Annotated in this window: 4 protein-coding genes; 1 reads left to right on the forward strand and 3 read right to left on the reverse strand. The window is 68.9% G+C overall.

Going from position 1 to position 4,466, the window contains the following annotated elements:
• Positions 1-63: 63 nt before the first annotated feature.
• The 3 genes from JGS39_RS37445 to JGS39_RS37455 all read right to left on the reverse strand — a co-directional run bounded on the left by JGS39_RS37445 (position 64) and on the right by JGS39_RS37455 (position 3,216).
• On the reverse strand, positions 64-903 hold the full coding sequence (locus JGS39_RS37445; RefSeq protein ID WP_219574250.1) for a carbohydrate ABC transporter permease: 840 nt from the start codon (positions 901-903) through the stop codon (positions 64-66).
• Complete coding sequence (locus JGS39_RS37450; RefSeq protein ID WP_219574251.1) at positions 900-1,880, reverse strand: carbohydrate ABC transporter permease; 981 nt, start codon at positions 1,878-1,880, stop codon at positions 900-902. Before JGS39_RS37450 ends, JGS39_RS37445 begins: the two co-directional genes overlap by 4 nt.
• Positions 1,881-1,947: 67 nt before the next feature.
• Positions 1,948-3,216 (reverse strand): extracellular solute-binding protein, encoded by a 1,269-nt coding sequence (locus JGS39_RS37455; RefSeq protein WP_219574252.1) that lies wholly within the window; start codon positions 3,214-3,216, stop codon positions 1,948-1,950.
• Between the two features lie 259 nt (positions 3,217-3,475).
• Here JGS39_RS37455 and JGS39_RS37460 point away from each other — a divergent pair, with 259 nt between their 5' ends.
• A complete protein-coding gene (locus JGS39_RS37460; RefSeq protein ID WP_219574253.1) occupies positions 3,476-4,315 on the forward strand; it encodes a GntR family transcriptional regulator in 840 nt (279 codons plus the stop codon).
• Positions 4,316-4,466 lie beyond the last annotated feature (151 nt).

Here is a 4,466-nt window from a genome sequence, read left to right on the forward strand (position 1 = left end):
GAGGAGGGAGTGTTCGGGACGGGATGCGGGCACGAGGAGCCTCCGGGTTCGGGATCTCGGGCGTCAGCCCTTGACGGCGCCGGCCGCGAAGCCGGAGGTGACATGGCGCTGGAGCAGCAGGAAGACGACCAGCGCGGGCAGGGCGAAGAGGGTCGAGGCGGCCATGGTGGCGCCCCAGTCGGTGCCGAAGGTGTTCTGGAACGACGACAGCCAGACCGGCAGGGTGCGGCTGTCCTGGTGCTTGATGATCAGGAAGTTGGCGTACGCGAACTCGTTCCACGCGGTGATGAAACCGAACAGCGAGGTCGCCATCAGCCCCGGTGCGAGCAGGGGCAGGGCCACCCGCCGGAAGGCGCCGGTCCGGGTGCAGCCGTCGACCTGCGCCGCCTCCTCCAGCTCCGGCGGAATGGTCGCGATGAAGCCGCGCAGCACCACGATCGAGAACGGCAGCGTGACCATGAAGTAGACGAGCGTGAGGGTCGGCAGCCGGTCGAGCATGTCCGTGTCGCGGGAGATGATGTAGATCGGGATGATCAGCGACTCCCAGGGCGCCATCTGGGCGATGAAGACCATGAGCATGAACTGCCGCCGGCCCTTCCACCGCATCCTGGCCACGGCGTACGCCGAGCCGATGGCGACCAGCAGAGCCAGCAGGATCGAGGTGAGCGTCACCAGGATGCTGTTGCGCCAGAACAGCTCGAACCCGTCGGCCTGCACGGCCGTGCGGAAGTGGTCGAGCGTCCAGGTGCGAGGGAAGAGCTTCGGATCGGCGGACTGGATGTCCCGCGACGGTTTGAACGCGGTCGAGATCATCCAGTAGACGGGGAACAGACAGACCAGGACGGTCAGTACGGCGGCGGCGTTCAGCGGGATCCGCCGGACTCTCGGGCGCAGCAGGGTCATCGGTACTCGTCCTCCTGGCGGAACATCTGGCGGAAGTAGAGGACGAGCACCCCGGACATCAGGACCACGGTGATCATCGAGGCGGCAGACCCCAGGTCGTAGCGCTGCCCCGCGAGTGCCTTCTGCACCGCGTACACGGGCAGGATCGTCGTGGCGTCGCCCGGACCCCCGCGGGTCATCACCCAGATCTGGACGAACGCCTTGAACGTCCAGATCACTTCGAGCGAGAAGACCAGCAGGAAGATCGGCCGGAGCATCGGGAAGGTGACCGAGCGGAAGATCCGCGAGCCGGACGCCCCGTCCAGCCGCGCCGACTCGTACAGCTCCGCCGGGACCGTGGTGAGCGCCGAGTAGACGGTGATGGCCGCGAACGGCACCGACTGCCAGACGATCAGCAGGACCAGGATCGAGAAGGCGGCGGTGCCGTGCGCGAACCACGGATAGCGGTCGAAGGAGGAGAACCCGGCCCCGGTCAGCAGCCGGTTGACGATGCCGAACTCGGAGTGGAACAGCCACTGGAAGACCGTGGTGGCCGCGACCACCGGCATCGCCCACGCCAGCACCAGCGAACTGAGCACCACCGTGCGGCCGAAGCGGCCCAGCCGCTCGGTCATCAGCGCGACCAGGGTCGCGATCACCATGATCAGGACCACGTTGACCGCCATGAACAGGAAGGTGCGCCGCACCACCTCCCAGAACCGGGGGTCGGACAACAGCGTCCGGTAGTTCCGCAGTCCGACGAACTCCGCGTCACCCATGATCAGCTGGCGCAGCCGGAAGTCCTGCAGCGAGATCAGCACGGCCCGCAGCAGCGGGTAGAGCAGCAGATAGAGCATGCCGCCGACGGCGGGTGTGATCAGGACGTACGGCCAGAAGCCGCGTGGCTCCCCGGACCGCCGCCGGCGCGGCGGTCCTGCCGTGGTCGCCGGGCGGCGCAGGCGGCTGGGGGGTGCGGTCCGTTCCCGGATGACCGACACGGCACGCCTCCTCTCGGTGGTCGGGCGGATGGGCGGAGATCGATGGCCGGGCGGACGGGCGAAGGGGTCAGGAAGCGGTGTTCATGGCCCGGGTGATGTCCTCGGAGGCCTTGGCGGCCTCCTTCGCCGGGTCGCCGCCGGTCAGGACGGCAGCCATGTAGTCCTTGATCGGGTTCTCCGCCTCGACGGCAGCCCAGCCGGGCGTGTTGGGCGTCGCGTGCCCGTTCGCCGCGCCGACCGCCATCGCGGCCGCCCCCGGATCGCCCGCCACCGCCGAGGCGAGCGTCGTCCGGTTCGGTACGTAGCTCATGGCCACGGCCAGCTTCTTCTGCCAGGCGTCTCCGGTGAGCTCCTTGACGAAGGCCAGCGCGGCCTCCTGCTTGCCGGACGCCGTGGGGATCACCAGGTCGGAGCCGCCGGTGAAGACGGCGCCCGGGGTGTCCGCGCCCTTGCCCGGGATCGCGAAGAAGCCGAGCCTGCCCTTCAGCTCCGGGTTCTTCTCCATGACGACATTGGCGCCGCCCGGGGTCGAGATCACCTGGGCGACCTTCCCCTGGGCCATCACGTCGGCCTGCGGCGGGGAGTCCTCGTCCGAGTCCTTCGGGCCCTTGCCGAGCGCCTGGAGCTGTTCGTAGAACTCCATCCCGCGCAGTGCCTCGGGAGTGTCCAGCGTGCCCTTCCACCTGCCGCCGGACTCGGTGGCGAGGTCGCCGCCCTCGTCCCAGACGAAGCCCGCCAGCGCGTACCACATCTGCCCGGGCAGATAGATGCCCTGCGTGCCGCCCTTGTTGAGCTTGCCGGTGGCCTCGATCCACTGCTCTCGCGTCTTGATCGCGGACGCGTCGACCCCCGCCTTCTCGAAAAGGTCGGTGCGGTAGATGACGACACGATTGGCCGCGTAGTACGGGATGCCGTACTGCTTGCCCTCGTACGCTCCCGGCTCGGCGAGGCCCTTGAGCCAGTCCTTGCCGTTCAGTTCGTCGACCTTGTCGCTCAGGTCGAGCAGCCCGCCGCTCTGTGCGAACTGGGCGACCTGGGTGTTGCCGCTCTCGATCACGTCGGGTGCGTCGTTGCTGGCCAGCGCGGCGGTGATCTTCTCACCGATGCCGTCCCACTCCTGGATCTGCACCCGGACCTTGATCGTGGGGTGTGCGGCCTCGAAGCCCTTCACGAACTCCTTCTGGAACTCGGCGGAGACGCTGTCGCGCATCAGCCACACGTCGATGTCCGTCGGTCCGTCACCGGACGCGCCGGCCGAGTCGGACGACGAGCTGCAGGCACTGAGAACGGCGGCCATCACGAGCGCGGACCCACCGGCAAGCAAGCGGTACTTCACGGTTCACCTCTGGGAGACAAGGACCTGACCACCTGACCAGTGAAGCCCACTGGACAGCTCACCTCTTGATGGTGGATGAAGGTGGCATAGACCAATGGGGCCGTCAACCCCCTTGGTAGCTATGGGTTTTAGTGATCTCCCGGAAATTCGGGCCGGGTCGATTGGCCGGAGACCGGCTACACTTCCCTTGACCAGTAGCCGAGTTCGTCTCACTGGTTGCTCAACTGGTAAGTGAGAGAAAGGTCAGGAGGGGCAGCGCATGGACGCCGACTCATCGGGAACGGTGCTCAAACGGGAACGGGCCCGCGACGCCGTACTGGAGCTGATCGAGTCGCGCCGCCCGGGGGACGCCATCCCTTCGGAGCGCGCGCTGTGTGCCACGCTCGGCGTCTCCCGGCCCACCCTGCGCGCCGCGATCGACGAGCTGGTGGCCGTCGGGCTGCTGGTGCGCGAGCACGGCCGCGGCATGTTCGTCGCACCCGCGAAGATCACCCAGGAGCTGGTCTCGGCCGACCTGGCCCTGACGCTCCCGCAGGCGGCGGGGGCCTGGTCGAGCCGGCTGCTGGAGTTCACCACCCTCCAGGCCGGCGCCCGGGTCGGCCGCAAGCTGCGCATGTCTCCCGCGGCGGAGATCGTGTACGTTGCCCGGCTGCGGCTCGTCGACGGCGCCCCGATGGCCATCGAGCACCTGCACATCAGGGCCGAACTGGTCCCGGGCCTGTCCGCCCAGGAGCTGGAGCACGGCGACCTGTACGAGCATCTGCGCGAGCGCCACGACGTACACGTCCACGAAGCGGTCCAGGCCATCGAGCCCACCGTGGTGACCCGGGCCGAGGCCCGGCTCCTCGACGTGCCGGAGCTCTCCCCGGCCCTCCTCTTCGAGCGGCTGACCTCGGACACCACCGGCTGCCCCGTGGAGTACGTGCACTCGCTCTACCGCGGCGACCGCTACCGGATCGTCTCCCGTCTGGCACTCGGCCCGGCCGCCGCCGTCGAGCCCGTGGAGGGCGGACACCACCCGGGGATCCCGCCGGGGGACTTCGCCCAGGGAGACCCGATCACGTCGTCCACCCGGGGCGACATCCAGTCCGGTGACTGACCCGGAGGCCGCCCCCGTACCCGCCGCGCGCACCGCGCCATGGCCGGTGCGTCTCTTGTGCGGGCCGACGGCAGGAGGCCACTGTGGCTGACACATCCGACGCCACCGACCCCACGAGGTGCCTCGCATGACATCGTCCACCAGCCGCCGC

The organism is Streptomyces poriferorum (assembly GCF_019399235.1).
Taxonomy (GTDB): Bacteria; Actinomycetota; Actinomycetes; order Streptomycetales; family Streptomycetaceae; genus Streptomyces; species Streptomyces poriferorum.